The 15,367-nt window shown below is 55.1% G+C and carries 10 protein-coding genes; 6 read left to right on the top strand and 4 right to left on the bottom strand.

What is annotated here, in order from left to right:
• Positions 1-17: 17 nt before the first annotated feature.
• A complete protein-coding gene (locus tag OSO_RS0110610) occupies positions 18-239 on the bottom strand; it encodes a hypothetical protein (RefSeq protein ID WP_029246869.1) in 222 nt (73 codons plus the stop codon).
• Between the two features lie 402 nt (positions 240-641).
• On the opposite strand from OSO_RS0110610, the gene OSO_RS0110600 reads away from it, so the two are divergent.
• From OSO_RS0110600 to OSO_RS0110575, 5 genes are all read left to right on the top strand, one after another.
• Complete coding sequence (locus OSO_RS0110600) at positions 642-1,415, top strand: hypothetical protein (protein WP_157605140.1); 774 nt, start codon at positions 642-644, stop codon at positions 1,413-1,415.
• A 36-nt stretch (positions 1,416-1,451) separates the two neighbouring features.
• On the top strand, positions 1,452-3,419 hold the full coding sequence (locus OSO_RS0110595) for an SGNH/GDSL hydrolase family protein (protein ID WP_162130528.1): 1,968 nt from the start codon (positions 1,452-1,454) through the stop codon (positions 3,417-3,419).
• A 407-nt stretch (positions 3,420-3,826) separates the two neighbouring features.
• On the top strand, positions 3,827-4,219 hold the full coding sequence (gene speD / locus OSO_RS0110590; protein WP_010583339.1) for an adenosylmethionine decarboxylase: 393 nt from the start codon (positions 3,827-3,829) through the stop codon (positions 4,217-4,219).
• A gap of 436 nt (positions 4,220-4,655) precedes the next feature.
• Entirely contained in the window at positions 4,656-5,603 is a 948-nt protein-coding gene (locus OSO_RS0110580) for a ribose-phosphate diphosphokinase (RefSeq protein WP_010583338.1), read from the top strand.
• A gap of 175 nt (positions 5,604-5,778) precedes the next feature.
• Positions 5,779-7,392 (top strand): ABC1 kinase family protein, encoded by a 1,614-nt coding sequence (locus tag OSO_RS0110575; protein WP_237729271.1) that lies wholly within the window; start codon positions 5,779-5,781, stop codon positions 7,390-7,392.
• 251 nt (positions 7,393-7,643) lie between these two features.
• Here OSO_RS0110575 and OSO_RS0110565 read toward each other — a convergent pair whose 3' ends face one another.
• Both OSO_RS0110565 and OSO_RS0110560 read right to left on the bottom strand, forming a co-directional pair.
• Complete coding sequence (locus tag OSO_RS0110565) at positions 7,644-9,716, bottom strand: PhnD/SsuA/transferrin family substrate-binding protein (RefSeq protein WP_010583336.1); 2,073 nt, start codon at positions 9,714-9,716, stop codon at positions 7,644-7,646.
• 240 nt (positions 9,717-9,956) lie between these two features.
• Positions 9,957-11,726: an NHL repeat-containing protein gene (locus OSO_RS0110560; protein ID WP_010583335.1), complete on the bottom strand. Its 1,770-nt coding sequence runs from the start codon at positions 11,724-11,726 to the stop codon at positions 9,957-9,959.
• Positions 11,727-11,753: 27 nt separating this feature from the next.
• Between OSO_RS0110560 and OSO_RS0110555 the strand changes: the two genes are divergently transcribed.
• Positions 11,754-12,080 (top strand): hypothetical protein, encoded by a 327-nt coding sequence (locus OSO_RS0110555; RefSeq protein WP_010583334.1) that lies wholly within the window; start codon positions 11,754-11,756, stop codon positions 12,078-12,080.
• Between the two features lie 47 nt (positions 12,081-12,127).
• On the opposite strand, the gene OSO_RS0110550 is transcribed toward OSO_RS0110555, so the two are convergent.
• Complete coding sequence (locus OSO_RS0110550) at positions 12,128-15,349, bottom strand: M56 family metallopeptidase (protein WP_157605139.1); 3,222 nt, start codon at positions 15,347-15,349, stop codon at positions 12,128-12,130.
• Positions 15,350-15,367: the final 18 nt, after the last annotated feature.

The following is a 15,367-nucleotide window of genomic DNA, read 5'->3' as shown; positions in this document are numbered from 1 at the left end:
GCGACCAGCATAACGCCTTATGCGCCGGGCCGCAGCCGCATGTAGGTCGACAAAATTTCGTACAAGTCGGACGAGACTTGAATCTCGTCGTCGGCGAAGTCGGAAAGCCATGTCCGATTCCAACGAGTTGCATCCTGCAATGCTCGAGAGATATCGGCAAGCTTCACGGTGACGTTTTCGGCGACATCTTGTGCCGAATCTTCCTCGCCCGTAAATAATCGAAGACGATGTCGCATCATTTCATCCCTGGTGCGAAGCGACGAAGCTATTCAGTGACCGCGCATACTCCTCGCGGCCTCATCAGAGATCGGCACCCTCCGCCGACCCACTTGATGGAATGTGACGAAAAGACCATCAAAAGCAGAAGAATCTGAAAAATCGATTAAGACCGTCTCTGTGCGTTTGTACGCATGTTTTCGCAAATGTCTGATATGAATGACTTTTCGTCACAGGCCGTCAGGATGACTCGATCCATTCAATCGTTCGAAGCTTCGTTTGCCCAGAAGATAAGATTGACAATCTACAGATTGTAGGAATAATAGGCGGTCTCTCAGGTCGCCGCATCCGCACTTTCCCAACAGGTGAAGGTCGGAGATATTCATTCTGATTTTCGGTTTCAATCAGAATGGAGAATGCGAACGATGACCCAATCTGCATCCACAAGCGATGTTGTTTTGAAACTTCTCCTGCGTGCCGACGAATGCGCGGAACGGCACGAGTGGTCTATCGCAGATTCACTTTTTTGCGATGCGATTTCGTGCGACGCGACTCCACGCAGCCGGATCGCTTATGGGGTCTATCTGACGGAGCAAGAACGGTATTTTGAGGCCATCTCTACGTTCACTGTGGTGCTGGATGGCGTTGATCGAGCAGCGATTGCGATTGTCTGTCACAACCTTGCTGCGATTTATCGTGAGGTCGGAGATTCGGATCTTGCCCGCCGATTCCAATGGCGTGCCACCGTCATGCAAGAGGATCTCGGTTCTCCCGAGATCCTGGGAATGGCAAATGATGCGTTGATCAACGGACGTCATGACCTGGCCGAGACATTGATTGAGACGGCCATTCTGATGGACGATGATCCCGACGACGAACCGGATCCCGATCTGACCGCGACGGCCGCACTCGTTCACGCGTCGACGGATTCCCTCGAAGAGGGCCTATTGCTGCTTTTTCAGGCCTATTGTCGGCATCGACAGGTCGGAAACCTTCGTGCCATGGGGCTCGATCTGTTGAATATGGCGAGCGTATTCGGCACCCTGGACAGACCCCGAGCAGAACGAAAATGTCTGGTACGTGCAATTCGATGTTTTGGGCAGGCGTCGGCACCGTATTCTGGCAGCCGTGCCGTGCAGCAGCTTGAAAGACTCGATCGCGTTCAGGATGTCCGAATGTTTGACGTTCGTCGTAACTGAATCCACCTTTCCGAGGCGCGTCACGGAATGAATGTCTTGTCGTTTCAACTTTGGTTCTTTTGTGGGTTCGTGCTCGCGTTGGTGGGAGAGTCCCAGCCGAACATCTCGGCCGCAGAGTGGCAGGGATATCAGAAAAGCGAATTCCTCGTAGGACGTCGGCTTGCCTTCCTGATCGAACCGAAAGAGCCGGCGACGGGTAAGCCGTGGATCTGGCGTACAGAATTCTTCGGGCACGAGCCACAAACGGATCTCGAATTGTTGAAACGCGGCTTCCATGTCGCCTACATCGATCTGCAGAATCTGTATGGGGCGCCAGTGGCCATGGAGCCCATGGATGCGCTTTATGCTGAGGTGACGAAAACGTACGGGCTCGCGCCGCGTGTTGTGCTCGAGGGATTCAGTCGTGGGGGACTGTTTGCGCTGAATTGGGCTGCCAAGAATCCTGAGAAAATCGCCTGCATCTACAATGATGCACCGGTTTGCGACTTCAAGAGTTGGCCCGCGGGCAAGGGAACTGGCGTCGGCTCGCCAGCCGACTGGGAACGCCTCAAGGGAGTGTACGGTTTCAAAAACGACGCCGAGGCGGAAGCGTATCGACTGAATCCCGTCGACAATCTCGCACCCTTGGCCGCCGCGAAAATTCCTTTATTGCATGTTTGTGGCGAAACCGACGATGTCGTTCCTCTGGCCGAAAACTCGACACTCGTCGCGCAGCGATACAAAGAACTTGGGGGGGCAATCACGCTGATCGTGAAGCCGCATTGCAATCACCATCCCCATAGTCTGAAAGATCCAACTCGCATCGTCAATTTTGTGCTGTCGCATACGGGGTTTGTGGATCAAGTGAAGTCGGCACCAACTCCGTATGGTGCCGACTACTACAAATTGCGAGGCGGGCTCGAGAATGCGCGCCAGAAATTCCTGCGTGACAAGGTTGGACGCGTGGCGTTTCTGGGCGGTTCCATCACTGCAGCCCCGGGGTGGCGCGATCAGGTTTGCGCCGATTTGAAACGCCGATTTCCAGAGACACAATTCGACTTCATCAACGCGGGCATCTCATCGCTCGGTTCGACGCCTGGAGCCTTCCGTTTTCGCCGCGACGTTCTGGCGAACGGGCCGGTCGATCTGCTGTTCGAAGAAGCGGCCGTCAACGACGACACGAATGAGTTCTCTGACGTCGAGCAGGTGAGAGGAATGGAAGGGATTGTCCGACAGGCGAAAATCGCAAACCCCCACATGGATATTGTCTTGCTGCACTTCGTCGATCCCGGAAAGATTCAACAATACAACCAAGGCAAAACCCCCTCGGTCATTACGAATCACGAAAAAGTGGCGGAGCGGTATCTGCTTCCCTCGATCGATCTGGCGAAGGAAGTGACGGAACGAATTCATGCGGGCGAAATGACGTGGGAACGCGACTTTCGTGATCTGCATCCGTCGCCGTTCGGTCACGAACTTTATGCAAGATCCGTCGGAAGACTATTTGATGCGGCCTGGAATGCAGAAGCGGCAAAGTCTATTCAGCCACGACAACCCGAACTGTCGGCACCGCTTGACCCATTCAGCTACTTTCGTGGGCAACTCGTAAGTCCCCAAATCGCATTGGGGTCAGGGGATCTCAAGCTGAAGTCAGGTTGGTCGGTGATCGAAAACTGGCAACCCACGGACGGAGCTGGAACCCGAGAGGGGTTTGTGAAGGTTCCGACACTTGTGGCAGTCGAGCCAGGAGCCGACCTGACATTTGAGTTTACGGGAACGGCCGTGGGGGTGTTCGTGGCCTCAGGGCCCGACACCGGCAACCTGGATTATCGTATTGATCAAGGGGCGTGGCAGACGCAGGAGCTATTTACCAAGTGGAGCTCAGGCCTGCATTTGCCTTGGGCGAAGATGCTGGCTTCGGAGTTGTCCGAGGGTCGACATCGACTGGATCTCAAAAACAGTGCGACGATGGACCAGCGCAGTAAGGGCCATGCGATTCGAATCGTCTATCTGCTCGTGAATTAAGTCGGCAACTGTTTTCGCGAGCCGATTGACCCGGCCCCCTCAATTTGTGATGATCTATGGCCCGTTCGAACTCGTTTCTGACGTGGGACCGTAGTCGCCAGTTGAATTGAGGGGCACAGGCGTCTCTGTACGTTGAATGCACGCGTTTTCGAAGCTTCACGCAGCCGGTCCCCATTAATCCGACAAGTTGCTTAAAAATCGCCTCGTTTCGAGCGATTTCAGTGGCGCAGCCGCCTGTGATTGGGTGATATCTTTATTTCACCGCCGGTGTTTTTGAGTTCCAGTGTCCCTTCGATAAATGAATGGATCGCTGAATTCGTTGTGGTTGACACCATCAAGTTGGTGTCGGTTGATGAATTAGGTTTCTGTCGGTCCTGCCGACACCGCGTCAGAAAGTGAGCGTATTGATGGAGCATCTGGGGCGACATGTCATTATCGAATTGTGGGGTTGTAGCGATGTCATCAATGATGCTGCGCTCGTGGAAAATGCGATGCGTAACGCTGTCGATGCGGCCAATGCGACATTGCTGAATCTCTTCGTGCACGAATTCAGTCCGCAGGGGGTAACGGGAGTTGCCGTGCTGTCTGAATCACACCTTTCGATTCACACGTGGCCCGAGCATGGATATGTGGCGGCCGACGTTTTCACGTGCGGTTCTACGACGAAGCCCAGGGCCGCAGCCGAAGTCCTGCGAAAATCGTTTCAAGCGGAAACGGTCGACATCCGTGAGCTTGAACGTGGTGTGATGCCCCCGCAGACGCAGCCACAGGCCGCGCGCGAACTCGTCAATGTTCGATGATGGTGCGCCGTCATTAAACAGAATCGGTACGGACAACGCGGTCATGTATCCGCCTTTCGCCGGTCCACAGTGTGCCACTGGCTCTGCTTGCGTTCGTCCCAGAATCGAAATGGGAATCAATGCTGGTAGAGCCAGTGGCACACAAGTCCTTCTGCCGCGAACTCATGCGGAGAATCTTCTGCAGGTGGGACATCCGCACCTTCGCTGACGAGCGATGTTCCGACCGGGATGGAGCCGCGCGCGTACTGGCGCGAGCTGGATATCCGAAGTGATGGTGTGCCATCGAACTGAAGGTTTGTATCGCGACGGCATTCTCCGCACTTTTCGATGTGCAATTGAAGACATCAAAACTTGCTGACTTGCTTCCGCTACGGCTTTCTTCGAGAATCATTGTCCACTTTGCCGCTCCCACGAATCCAGCCGAACGCCCCCATTCATGTACGATGAACTTTGTCTTCTCAGCGGTCGCGCCAATCCGAAATTGGCTGCCGAGATTGCTGCATATCTCAGTATTGAGCTGGGGTCGATCAATATCGACAATTTCCCTGATGGAGAAATTGCAGTCCGCTTGGACACGAACGTCCGCGGTCGCGACGTGTTTCTCATTCAACCGACGGGGCCTTCGGTCAATGAGAATCTGATGGAACTGCTGGTCTTGATCGATACCTGCAAGCGCGCCAGCGCTGCGCGGATCACCGCCGTCATTCCGTACTACGGGTACGCACGACAAGACCGTAAAGATATGGGACGGGTTCCGATTACGGCGAAGCTGGTCGCCAATCTGATCACGAAGGCTGGTGCCGATCGTGTGCTGGCCATGGACCTGCATGCGGCGCAAATTCAGGGTTTCTTCGATTGTCCCGTCGATCATTTGTACGCTTCGCCAATTCTTGATGACTATTTCCGGTCATTGAATCTGCCCAAAGACAACCTGGTTATCGTGAGTCCAGATGAGGGCAGCATCAAGCGTTCTCTGCAGCACGTCTATCACTTGGGTGGCAGCTTCGCGATTGTCGACAAGCGCCGTGCCAGTGCCTTCGAGACGCGGCAAGAGAATCTGATCGGTGGTCCGATCGAGGGGAAAACGGCAATCATTTTCGACGACATGATCACTACGGCGGGATCAATGGTCGGGGCGGTACGAACGGTGGCGCAGTTTGGTGCCAGCAAGATTTATGTCGGTGCCACGCACGCAGTATTTTGTGGGCAAGCGGTCGAGCGGCTGCGCGAAGCACCGATCGTGGAAATCGTTGTCTCGAACAGTCTGGCACTGCGGCCCGAACAGACGCTGCCGAACCTGCGAGTGATTTCGTGTGCCCCATTGCTCGGTGAAGCGATTCGACGAATCCACCGGAACGAATCGGTCAGCTATCTCTTTGATTGACGACGGACCGATCACGAAGTTCGCGTCGAAAACGCGGCGTTGACCTTGTTCCGAATTTCTTCGGTTCCGAATCAGGATATACTCGCGTCCGACGTTGAGCCCACGAGATCGGAGGAGCCACTTGGAAGCCAGTCCTATTCGCTTGCTCAGAAATCTTGGGCGAACAAGCGAAATCGTGACCGTCTTGTTGAATCATGGATTCGGCGATCTCGTCGATCGCATTGGATTGCGCAACGTCTGGTATCACTGGTGTCGCCGATTCAGCCGTACGAAACCAGAACCACTACGACATCTGCGTCTTGTCGAACGAATTCGCATGACGCTCGAGAAGCTCGGGCCGACCTTCATCAAGTTCGGTCAAGTCATGAGCACCCGGCCGGATCTAGTGCCCGAAGAAATGCTGGTCGAACTCCAAAAACTGCAGGAAGGCGTTCCCCCATTTCCTTCTGAGGATGCCGTCGCGCAAATCGAAAGTGAACTGGGACGGTCAGTCGACGAATTGTTTGCAAGCTTCGATCGCAAACCACTCGCCGCAGGGTCGCTAGGACAAGTTCACCGGGCAGTACATTTCAATGGCACGCAGTTGGCCGTCAAGATTCGCCGCCCCACCGCCGTCCGTGATGTCGAACGCGACTTGTTGCTGATGCAGGAACTCGCCGTTCTGCTGGAACGGAATGTGGCTGAAGCCCAGATCTTCGATCCTGTGGGGTTGGTCAACCATTTTGCCCGCTCCATTCGCCGTGAGCTGAATTTCGCCCGCGAAGCACGGACGATGGACGAGTTTCGTCGTCTGTTCCGTGACGATCCGACACTTTACGTGCCCCAAGTCTTCTGGGATCTGACGACGGATGCCGTCTTGACGATGGAGTTTCTGGATGCGCTGAAACTGGACGAAATTGACCAGATTCCACCCGACATCACCGTCCCGTCGAAAATTGCCGCCAGTGGTGCCCGGATCTTCATGAAGCAGGTCTTTGAGTTTGGGGTCTTCCATGGCGATCCGCACCCCGGAAATTTGCGCGTGCGTCGTGATGGCACGATCTGTCTGCTCGACTATGGCATGATCGGTATTCTGGACGAGCGAACTCGTGAGCAACTTGTCGATCTGTTGCTGGCCATCAGCCGCAAGGATGTCGACAACGCAGTGAAGCAGGTGCTTCAAATCGGCGAATCCTATCGAGAAGTCGATCGACCATTGCTGCAGATCGATATGCGCGACTTCGTCGCCAACTACTATGGCATCGAACTTGAACGCCTGCATGTGGGACGGTTACTGTCCGACTTCGTGGCCATTCTTTCGAACCATGGGATTCGTTGCCCGGGCAGTTTGATGCTGCTGATTCGTTGTTTCGTCACCCTGGAAGGTGTCGGTCGAACTCTGGACCCAGAGTTCAATCTGGCTGCTCATTTGCAGCCGTTCGTTGAACGCCTGGTTAAGCAGCGTTATTCACCGCAGCGATTGGCCGAAAAGATTTGGACCGAGTCACGCTTCTTTCTCGAATACGCACATGACATCCCTGGACAAGTCAGCCGGACGCTTCGCAAGCTGAGCGAAGATGATCTGCGAATCCAGCTTGAGCATCGGAATCTCGATCACTTTATTCTTGAACTGGAACGCTCGAGCAATCGCCTGGTGGTGGGCATGGTTGTGGCTTCGCTAATCGTCGCGTCAGCCCTGATCATTTCCCGCGGGGCCGGTTCACTCTGGGTGACCGTACCGATCTATGTCTTGTCGAGTCTGCTTGCGCTCTGGCTCGTCTACGGAATCTTTCGTAGCGGGCGACTGTGATGCGGGCTTCGTATGGCGCGCTATCGACCAGAATGATTCGATTGACGACGTTTTGATGTCGGCAGGTGAGCGGGTATTGCCCGAATCGAGTGTCTTGTCATTCCGAAATCTTCGAGTTGGTGGGGGACTTTGCCGAACACTCGGGGCTTCCGGCGCTTTGCTTATTCAGTCCCGTCCACTCGATCGCTATTTCTCGTTCCGACAAGTCACGCGTCGCAGCAAAAGTTCGCACTTTCGGCGACGTTGGACCATCAACCTGCGGATTCGTCAAGGTTGAGTCGGCAGACGGCGCGGCCAAGACGGACATAGAGCGCACGATGCGCCAGCGCGGGATGCGACCAGCAATCGGAACCTTCGTCCGAGAGTCGTAAGCGTGACACCACCATCGGAGCGGCCTGGTGCGGGTCGATCAGTACAAGTTCCTCATGAAACGTCAAGGCGAGGATGCGATCTTTGCTGGCAATCAGACTGCCATAATTCCGAAAGGCGCGATCTTTTAATCGCCAGATCGAAGTCAATCCCTCGGTCAATGACAAGCAATGCAGGCCATTGTGAATGCCGATTAGCCGGTCGCCCGAAACAACGGGCGAATGAGAATCTGGCGACAGCGTCGCGTAGTGTGCGACTTGTTCGAAGCCCGGCTGGCCATCTTTTCGCGGACTGTATTCTCGGGCACCGTTGTTTTCGCTTGCGACGACAAAGCCCGATGAATGGATAATGGGAGACGGAACATTAAAGTCCCCACTTTCGTGTGGCACGATTGTCCAGAGTCTTTCCCCCGTCGACGCCTTCCAACCACCGATCGATTCCTTGTCGCAACCGATCAGTTGGCGATCTCCATTCTGGACCGTCGTGACGATCGACGCATGGCCAGGCGGCAGTCCTGGTGTTGTCCAGATGACGTCGCCCGTCATCGGGTTGAGCGCGACGATCGATGCCTGTGGCCCGCCTGGTTGGACAATCAATCGCCCTTCGACGATCAACGGTGAACCGGCGAGTCCCCACGTCAGCGGCGGCATTCCAAACTGCCGATTGAGGGATGTTTTCCAGACGATCTGACCGTCGCTCAGGCGAACGCAGTGAAGATGTCCGAATGCCCCGAGCAACCATGCATGATCATTCGCGATCAGCGGGGTCGCACGGGGTGAGTTGCCATAGTCGAGTCGACCGGGCGCTTGATACGTCAGTTTCCAGCGCATGCGACCCGAGGATGCGTCAAGGCAGGTCCAAAGGTCCTGCTGATCAAGTGGATCGCGACCACTGACAATCACGCTGTTGGATGCGACCGCCAAGCCTCCCAGGCCATCACTGGGAAGCGTCGCTGTCCATTCGAACTTCGGAGTGACCGGAAGTCGATTCGGAAGCCAATCCACAGTGCCGTCGCGAAAGGGGCCGCGAAATTGCGGCCACTCCTCCTTTCCGGACAGAACGGCCTGTCCGACCAGGGGGGAGTAATCAGGCTGTTCCACCGCTGATGTCGTTTGATCTTTGGGATCGGCATATCGAACGAATCCCTTTTCGGTTTCCAACGCGATCAGCAGCGAGGCTTCTTCGCCAACCTTGAGCAGCGCACTTGTGATCTCGGACTTCAGTTGATTGCTCAATGCCGTGTTCACAAAGGCGGTAATGAATGGAACGGGTGCCGACTCACCAATAACGCGGACGTCACCTTTCTTAATCGAGCCACAACCTTCTAAGAGCGGCTGCGCGTAACTGGAGACGACCGCGGCGGCGTTCACTGTCGCGGGCAGTTCGAGCAGTGCCTTCGCCGCGTCGCTACACGATGGCGATGTTTCCACCGGCGTCGGGATGGCGTGCCCTGATTTTTTCAGCAGGGCCATCGGTGCGGCGGACTTCTCGTCACAATCTGCCGGGCCAAACAGAATCCGATATCCCGCCAGATCCGCCATGGATTTGGCCTTGTCGGGGGTGCGGACAATGAACAGCCCTGTTTGAGTGGTTTTTCCGTCCTTGCCCGTCAACTGAGCAACGGGTTCCACCGTGAGCTTCGACTCTTTGGCATCGGCCAGCACGACGGAATGTTTGCCGATAATGAGGTCGGCGCGACCTTTCGTCTTTTCTTCCATCGCTGTGGCGAGTGATTCCGCCCAATACACTCGAACGGGGCGATTCAGTTTGTCCTGAAGGAACTCACCCAGTTTTTCATACTTGCGCTGGGCATAACCTTTCACGCAATCGCACGCGAGTGGTGCCGATAGCGGGTCCATGACCACCACGGTCAGAGGGGTTCGAGTCGCGTCATCGCACAACGCTGATGACGCAATCGCCATCATTGTTAAGGCGATCGTCAGACAGTGCTTCATGGGAGCTCCTTGAAAATGACCTGAAGGTATCGGGGGGCAAGATCCATCAATGTTGAAATCGGTCTTTACGTAACCGTTCGCAGGCCGGGAACTGGCTCATTTTCCCGCGGCAAAGAGGAGGGGGCTCTAATCGATGCACTGCGGATTGCTCGATGCACTGCGGATTGCAATCAACCGGGAAATTGTGCCTATTCCCCTCACTTCGGGTTGTGAACGGTTGTGGCCTTCACCTTCCGAACGTCAGTTATTTGGCGTTTCCGATTTGATCGATTCGTTTTCGGTCGACGACGTTGCGGCCGTCGATTTTCGCTGATAGTCGGCCGACGCCATCACGTTCTCGTCGTAGCGCAATTCAATTGTCACCGAATCGTCTGTGATGAATTTCACCCGCAAATTGAACGATTCGACGCCGTCGCTCACGATTCCGACGTCGAGCAGATTGTCGTTCTGTTGGATCGGTCTCCATTCCGGCGGTGAACCTGCGGTGAATCGTGACAGTTGACCGCCGGTTACGTGCAGGTTTCCGTCATCCTCAAAGCTCAGGACGTCGGCGGGGTGTTGTGACATTCCGTCCTGTGCGCCAAATAGTCCACCAACCAGTTCTGTCAGATTCTTGGCTTTCGGTTTCTTGGCATTCGGAATGACCCATGTCCCCGTCAGCTTCTTTCCCAATCCTTCACGAGCCGCCTTTTCAAGCAGTTCGTCTTCTGACGGGCCCGTGATTTCGTCGGTAGGCACCAGAACGCAGATTTGCCCCTTGTCTTGGTGCTGCATGTAATACCGATTTCTGGCCGGATCAAACTCAAGGGCGACATGTTTGCAGCCACCGCCGATCTTGGCTTTTCCGACATAGCCCAGGAATTTTCCATCGGCAGAGAATCGCTTGATGTCTCCGATACTCGATTCCGCCGTCAGGATGTCGCCATTCGAGCAGCAGCGCACATTCATGGGATTGCAGCAACTGCCGAAGCCATCGCTTGCTTTGCGGTCACGCTTCCCGAAGCTCTTTGTCATCTCGCCATCGCGGTCGTAAATCCCCACGCGAAATTTGCCATTCTCGGCGATCAGCAATTTGTCCGCAGAGGCCTGGATATCCAACTGGCCGCAGCATCCGCCCAGATCGGAAACGACTTTCTCGCCTTCGCCGAAATCATGGTTTGTGCGCCAGACTTCATATCCGTGGCCTTTCAGTTTCCGGACAGACACAAACACATCTTTGTCGGTTACGGCAACACCTGTGACCGTCAGTCGATCACGGATCGTGTCTTCTGGATCATCCGGCACCAACATTTGTTCGAATTGCTGAAGTTGAGACTTCACCTGTTTCGCCATATCTTTCTGAGCTTTCAGTTGCGCCTTGGCGGTGCTGGTGCGCTTTTCCTCGGGCGTTTCTTCCAGCTTGGCGATCATCGTTTCGATCGACTGAAGTTGATCTTCAAACTGTCGGCAATGCTCTTTCATTTCCGTCTTCGCTTCGCTGAGCGCCGCGACTTTGAATTTCTCATAGTCACCGACTTGGGGTGTGCGGCCCTTGTGTAGAACCTGGCCCGTGAGATCCAGGCGCGCCATCCAGCCTTCGCCCGCGACCACAAACTGTTTGCCGTCGGGGAGCATGTTGATTCCGGTCGGTTTGAAATCAACCGGGAATTCCGCAATCAGTTTCCCATCGGGGGAATACTGTTGGACGAATGCCCGCGTTTTGTGACGCGTGATATCGTACTGCGACGGATCATCGGCTTTCGGTTTGTAGTCAACCCACGGCCCACCCACGCATAGCAGCAGGTCACCAGTCGGGGTCAGGCAGAATGTGTTCAGCGCGATCTTCGCGTCGTCGTGTTTCGGTATAAGAACACGCGCTTGCTTGTGAGTCGACTTTGGTGGCGTGCTGCTTGCTGCGTTTTTCGATGGTTTGGAAGGCGGGGCATTGGGCTTTTCGGCATCCTCCGCGAATAACGGTGCCGCGCACAGGGTCCACAGACAGGTTGTTAGGACGAGATGCATTCTGGGCATAACGAAGCTCTCCGTAACTGAAGGGAAATGTCGGAGATATCTGTCGCGGCCAGCGACATGGCGGCGCCGTATCACAAAAAACCGAAGCAGATCGTGAAATCCTCGACCGTCGCAATTCGACTAAAGACAGAATACTCATACTATTCCGCTCTGGATAAAGTCAATGACCTGTCGCTGATTTCAACATTTCTTGCACCCGCCGTATCCGTGTTCGCATCGCAGAATCCGCGAGACACGGCCGGCCAATTTTATCGACCTTCCGAATCGACCTTCGTCAACGGGATCCCGGCCGGTGAGTTTGCAACCGCCATTTCGGAATGGACGCCTTGCGAAGGGCCCACCAGGAATTGGTGAGTCTAAACCGTGCAATGGATTGGAGTTTCAGGCCTCAAATCGCGCTGTCATTGCGATGCCGCAGCAGGCGAGATGCTGGCGTTCGGAAGTGCGGCTTGTAGCTCGAGAATCCCATTCTTCGTGATTTGGGTGCCGTCCAGTTGCAAATGAAGCACGAATTTCATGCGGTAGTCGGGGAGTTGCTTGAGATGCGAAACACACTCATCGGTCAGTTGCTGATTCGACCATAGCGACAAGTTACGAATGTTCTTCAACTTGCCAATGACAGCCAACCCCTCGTTGGAGATTTGCGTTTGGCCGAGGTTGAGATAGCTCAGACGTGAGCAACCTGATGCGGCAGCCAGCGTTCGGTCTCCGATATCGCAATTGTTCAGGTCAAGCCATTCCAGATTGGGCATCTTCTGAATCGAATCCGCAATACGGTCATCGATTTGAGCGCGATCCAGCGCCAGGACTCTCAAATGCCGCAGAGGTACGAGTGCGGCGACTCCCGCATTTGTGATCGAGGAGTTCCGTATGGAGGCCTCCTCCAGCCGAGGACATTTCTCGGCGAGCGCGTGCGTCAGATCGTCTCCAAATGTGGCGCCAGTGAAATCGACACTTCGCAATTCTGAAAACGGTCCGAGATCGAACGTGAGTTGCTCTGTTGTTGATATCGTCATTCGTCGCAGGTCGGGTATCCTCGCCAATGTCGCGAGCACGCCGCTGGTGAATTGGGAGGAACGGAGTCCGACTCCGCGAAGTCTCGGTAGACGAACCAAGTGGGTGAAACAGTCGTTCGTAATCGAAGGTCCAGCGATACTGATTGATTCCAGAGCAACGCAATTGGCGAGCTGCTTAACGCCGTCATCGGTATACGGGCCACTACCCAGCTCCAGACGACCGATCGGTAGGTTCGAAATCGCCTGCAACAACTCATCGTTGATCGAACGGCCCGACAACTCGAGTGTGGAGATGTGCTTCGTGGCACCGAGTCGTGCAACGGAGGCTGGGGTGAGATCGACGTTCTTCAGATGCAAGTCCAGTGACCTGTCACGTGAAATCGTTTCGATGTCGACGAGAATTTCGTCGCCCGAAATCGGGATTGTGCGACTCAGATCAACAATCACTTGAATCCAGTATCTGGGGTCGTTGCGGGAATTAAATTCCCGCACGAAGATCTCCTGCTTTCGGAGTCGATCAATCGCGGCAGCGATATCTCCGTCTCGAGTGTTCGCCTCATCCAGGGGGTGTTTGGATGCGGCGGCGCCCGATCGGAGACCGACGGATTGGATGTGATCGCTTCGTTTCAGCGACAACACTTGGATTTTCCGTCGACCTTCCGTGAATTTTAAACCAGTCTGTTCCGCGACGTGCTGCAGGACTTGCTCGGCGTTGGCAGAGAATTGCTTTGGTGGAATCGTGGTCCAGACAGTCGTCTCAGGATCGTCGTAGGAGATCAACCACTGCATATAGTCGTCGGGCTTCTGTGTCGAGTCATCAATGATACGTCGTCCAGTACGCAGGCTGATGGCCTTCCAAAATTCCTCGTACTTGCCCATGAAATGCGATGGATGAGCGGCTTGGGCTTTGCCATAAAGCAAGTAAGTCGAACGAGGTTTCATTTGAAATCGCATCGAAGGTCCCGCGGGGTTTGCTTTGAACGCACCTATGGCAACGTAAACCTCTCGTTCGACCTCCTCGAGTTGCAACGAGACATTCAGATTCAATTCGCGGTTCAGAATCCATTCGAGATCCGCGATCAGCCGTTCTTCAGGTGCATTCTCCCAGACGACGAAGTCACCCGGCACTTTCGTCAACCACAATGTGGCAGGGCCTTCAAGTTCAGACATGCTGCGGTGAGTGAGGAGTTCAATCAAACTATGCAGTTCCAAAGCGGGATCACCAAATGTCGTAGACTTGATCTCCACTTTTCGCAAATCGTCCTTCCAAATGATCGTTCCCGGACCGTCTGGCATGGCGGCGACCTGGGCGGGACCCGCCGCTGCTTCGTAACGCTGCTTTGCCTCCTTCATCCGAGGAATCGAAATGCGACGGATGACTCGTCCATCATCACGAAGTCGATAGAGTTCATCGAACGAATTTGCCGCTTGGGTGGCAGTCGGATCTTGAGCAGAATCGGTGTCTGTCGATTTTGTCTCGATTTTGGTCTGAGCTTGTGCCTGACCGGGATCTGTCGTGAGGAAGAGTGACAGAACCAGGATCGCAACCGTCATGGAAAGCATCCCAAGTCCCAGGCCACTCGATGGCAATCGATCGGGCGGCGCATCGCCGCGGACGAGACGCCGAATGCGTGCTAACAGTGAACCGCCAGTGGCGGCGGGTAACGCGTATGGAGCGGCCGCATGAAGCTGGGCAAGTGTTGCTAAAGCCCGGGCGATCACGATCTTTCCGCCACAAGCGGCGGCGGCCAGATCGTCACAGCAGTACTCGCGCTCCTGGCGAATGCGGCGGGAGAGCCACCAGACCGCCGGATGATAGAACAGCAGATTTTCGACGACGATCTGCGCGATGTTCACGAAGTAGTCGTGGCGACGGATATGAGCCAATTCGTGCCCCAGAATGGCGTGGATCTCTTCGTCAGACAGCTTCGTCATCAGGCGTACGGGCAGCAGAATCATGGGACGCAACCAGCCCACCACGACGGGAACTTGAATAAATACCGACTCGCAGACTTGAACGGTTTGTCGAACGGCCAGGGTGGCCGCAAGTGCCTGGCATGCAGACTGCAAACGTGTTCCCGTCGACGATAGGCCGTTCCTGCGAATGAATACGACAGCGCGCCAGCCAAGAATGAGGCGCAATGAGAAGGTGCAAACGCCAACCGCCCAGGCGACGACAAGCAATCGCAGATTTCGCCGTGTCCAGTCTTCGGTGGTCGTCCATACTGAAGACTTCGCCGGGAGGTGACTCTCGTCGATGACTTCTGAAATGATCGGCGTCGGCGCGGAGTTTTTCGGTGAAATCTCAAGCGGACGATTGATCGTCGACAGAATGACGTGCTCCGGTACAGGGTGATCGAGTCTCACCATTGTCGAGACCGGCGCTGGCGCCGCAGTGCAGAGAAACGTGATCACGGGAGACAGCATCATCAAACCGAAGAATCCCAAGAGTATCGAGTACCGTCCTGACGGTGTGGCGCGTCGCGTCAAGCCGAGTGTCAACCCGGCGATTGCCGCAATGAGTACGCCTTGCCAGCAGAAATGAATTAACACGGTTCCCAGTTTCAGGACGAGCTGGTGAGAAAGGCGATCGTCAAAAATCGACATCAGGCATCTCCGCGACAA

The sequence above is a fragment of the Schlesneria paludicola DSM 18645 genome (assembly GCF_000255655.1).
Taxonomy (GTDB): domain Bacteria; phylum Planctomycetota; class Planctomycetia; order Planctomycetales; family Planctomycetaceae; genus Schlesneria; species Schlesneria paludicola.
This window is presented reverse-complemented; position numbering and strand designations above follow the sequence as displayed.

What these genes read in the sequence shown, in the direction of transcription:
- OSO_RS0110565 (WP_010583336.1), bottom strand. Translation starts at nt 9,716, where the DNA reads ATGAAGCACTGTCTGACGATCGCCTTAACAATGATGGCGATTGCGTCA.
- OSO_RS0110555 (WP_010583334.1), top strand. Translation starts at nt 11,754, where the DNA reads ATGTCGGAGATATCTGTCGCGGCCAGCGACATGGCGGCGCCGTATCAC.
- OSO_RS0110610 (WP_029246869.1), bottom strand. Translation starts at nt 239, where the DNA reads ATGATGCGACATCGTCTTCGATTATTTACGGGCGAGGAAGATTCGGCA.
- OSO_RS0110580 (WP_010583338.1), top strand. Translation starts at nt 4,656, where the DNA reads ATGTACGATGAACTTTGTCTTCTCAGCGGTCGCGCCAATCCGAAATTG.
- OSO_RS0110550 (WP_157605139.1), bottom strand. Translation starts at nt 15,349, where the DNA reads ATGTCGATTTTTGACGATCGCCTTTCTCACCAGCTCGTCCTGAAACTG.
- speD (WP_010583339.1), top strand. Translation starts at nt 3,827, where the DNA reads ATGGAGCATCTGGGGCGACATGTCATTATCGAATTGTGGGGTTGTAGC.
- OSO_RS0110600 (WP_157605140.1), top strand. Translation starts at nt 642, where the DNA reads ATGACCCAATCTGCATCCACAAGCGATGTTGTTTTGAAACTTCTCCTG.
- OSO_RS0110560 (WP_010583335.1), bottom strand. Translation starts at nt 11,726, where the DNA reads ATGCCCAGAATGCATCTCGTCCTAACAACCTGTCTGTGGACCCTGTGC.